Annotated in this window: 3 protein-coding genes; all 3 read left to right on the top strand. The window is 66.1% G+C overall.

Translation table 11 applies throughout. From position 1 onward, the window contains the following. Positions 1-955, top strand: a 955-nt coding sequence (locus AC5DC2_RS23445; protein WP_491700225.1) for an efflux RND transporter periplasmic adaptor subunit, incomplete at its 5' end; no start/stop codon positions are given. 9 nt (positions 956-964) lie between these two features. Next, the gene (locus AC5DC2_RS23440; RefSeq protein ID WP_491700224.1) at positions 965-1,693 is read left to right on the top strand and encodes an ABC transporter ATP-binding protein; all 729 of its coding nucleotides are present in this window, start codon (positions 965-967) and stop codon (positions 1,691-1,693) included. After that, positions 1,683-2,087: ABC transporter permease (locus AC5DC2_RS23435; RefSeq protein ID WP_491700223.1), on the top strand; the 405-nt coding region annotated here is incomplete at its 3' end. The genes AC5DC2_RS23440 and AC5DC2_RS23435, both read left to right, overlap by 11 nt.

The raw sequence follows: 2,087 nt of genomic DNA, 5'->3' as shown, positions 1-2,087 counted from the left end.
CGACATATCGAGCGAACTGTCGGGCACGGTGAAGGCCGTGCACGCCGACTTCAATGACGCGGTCAAGGCAGGCGACACGCTCCTTGTACTGGAGACCGACGAGCTGAGGGCCGATATCCTGAGCGCCAAGGCGAAGCTTGCCGCCGCCGAGGCCGATGTCGCGGCGGCGAAATCCGATCTGGAATCCGCCAAGGCGACGATGGAGCGCACGCGCACGCTTGCCGAGCGCGACGTGGCGCCGCGCCAGGAGCTGGAGGACGCGCAGTTCGCCCATGCCGCGGCCCTTGCCGACCAGCAGAGCGCCGAGGCGCGGCTTGCGGTGGCAAACGCCGAGCTCGAGCTTGCCGAACTGCGCCTCAGCAAGGCCACCATCCGCTCGCCGATCGATGGCGTCGTGCTCTACCGCAATGTCGATGTCGGCCAGACTGTGGCGGCCTCGCTCGAAGCGCCGACGCTGTTCGTGATCGCCGGCAATCTGACGGAGATGGAACTCCGGGTGAATGTCGACGAAGCCGATGTCGGCCAGGTCGAGCCGGGGCAGAAGGCCTCGTTCGCGGTCGAGGCCTTTCCCGGTCGGCGTTTTCCGGCGGAGATCCGGTCGATCCGCTATGCCTCCGAACTCAACAGCGATGTCGTGACCTACAAGGCCGTGCTCGCCGTCGACAATTCCGACCTTCTCCTGCGCCAGGGCATGACGGCGACGGCCGATATTCTCGTGGACGAAATGCCGGACGCCGTTCTGGTGCCGAATGCGGCGCTGCGCTTCACCCCGCCCGGCGAAGCGGCAGGCTCCTCCGAGGGCGACGCGCGCACGGTCTGGATCCTGCGCAATGGCGAACCCATGGCGGTCGAGATCACGGTCGGCGCCAGCGACGGCCGGTTTTCCGCCGTGACCGGCGGCGATCTGCGCGCCGGCGACAAGGTCATCACCGCAACCGGCAGAAACGGGCAGTGAGGTAGGATCATGACGACGGCGCCGCTCATCGAATTCCGCAATGTCTACAAGACCTATGGCACAGGCGAGGCCGAGATCGTCGCCCTCAACGGCGTCGATTTCGCGATCGAGGCCGGCGAGTTCGTGTCTATCATGGGACCTTCCGGGTCCGGAAAATCGACGGCGATGAACATCCTCGGCTGGCTCGACCGGCCAACCAGCGGGCAGTTCTATTTTCAGGGGGTCGACACGACCGAATTGAAGACAACCAAGCTCACCTTGCTGCGCCGCCACCTCCTGGCCTTCGTCTTCCAGCGCTACAATCTTCTGCCGCGCTCCTCGGCGCTCGAGAATGTGGAACTGCCCCTGCTCTATCGCGGCGTCAGCCGGCGCGAACGGCGCGAACGCGCCGAGTTCGCACTGTCGCAGGTCGGCCTCGCCGATCGTCTCGACCAGCGCACGCAGGAGCTTTCCGGCGGCCAGCAGCAGCGCGTGGCGATCGCCCGCGCGCTGATCACCGAACCCGCCGTGCTTCTCGCCGACGAACCGACCGGCAGCCTCGATACCCGCACCAGCAACGAGATCATGGAGCTGATCACCGGCCTCAACACAGAGATCGGTATCACCGTCGTCATGGTGACGCATGAGGAGAACGTGGCGCGCTATGCCAGCCGGCGCATGCAGTTTCTCGATGGAACGCTCGAGCGTGCCTACCGGCCGGGACGCGGCGACAGACAGGAGAACGGCCATGTTTCTTGAGATGATCAAGCTTGCCCTGCGCGCCGTCCGCCGCAACCTGCTGCGCTCCTTCCTGACCGTCCTTGGCGTCGTCATCGGCGTTTCGGCCGTGATCGCCATGGTCACGATCGGCAACGGCACGGCCGAACAGGTGCGCAGCGAGATCGCCCGCCTTGGAACCGATATCCTGTTCGTCAGGCCCGGCCAACGGGCGCCCGGCGCGCCGGCAGAGGCGGCGAAGGGCTTCAGCGAGCGCGATATCGCCGCGCTGCGCAACCAGGTGCCGGATCTGCGCGCCGTCGCGCCGCAGAATATCTCGACGGTGACGGTCGTTGCCGAGGGCAAGAACCGCAGGACGACGGTGATCGGCACCAATGACGATTTTCTCGCCGCCCAGGACTGGTCGATCGAGACC

This window comes from Martelella sp., assembly GCF_984369615.1.
The sequence above is the reverse complement of the archived record's forward strand: the minus strand, read 5'-3'. Positions and strand labels throughout refer to the sequence as shown.